Here is a 463-nt window from a genome sequence, read left to right as displayed (position 1 = left end):
GATGGCCAGGCGCTTGCGGCCCTTGGCGCGACGAGCGTTGATGACGGCACGGCCGCCGCGGGTCTTCATGCGCACGCGGAAACCATGGGTACGCTTGCGGCGGGTAACGGAAGGTTGGTAGGTACGTTTCATGTTGCACTCTCTGGTTGATCCGGGCTTTCCGGGCGCCGGCCAATGCCGGGGCGCCTTGGCCGCCGCGTATGGTTCGCATGGGGCCGCCGCAATTCCGATCGGGTTTGCTGCGGTCTGCCGACGATTCTGGTTCTGTCTTGCTGCCGGCCGCCGCTGGCCTGGCTGAAGGCCGAGGCGCTGACGGGGGATCAGGCCGCTTGCCTGATGCCGCACATGTTTACACGTGGCGGTACGGGCCAGACCCGGCGATGCGCATACGTGATCCCCTGCCGCATCGCAGAACCCGCCATTTAACCGATATTCGCGCGAACTGTCAAGGCAACGGATGGCC

1 protein-coding gene is annotated in these 463 nt (G+C 65.7%); it reads right to left on the bottom strand.

Going from position 1 to position 463, the window contains the following annotated elements:
• Nucleotides 1-132: 50S ribosomal protein L34 (gene rpmH, locus AC1DMY_RS20960; protein WP_008650850.1), on the bottom strand; the 132-nt coding region annotated here is incomplete at its 3' end.
• Nucleotides 133-463: the final 331 nt, after the last annotated feature.

Source organism: Dyella sp. 01L423 (genome assembly GCF_056399945.1).
This window is presented reverse-complemented; position numbering and strand designations above follow the sequence as displayed.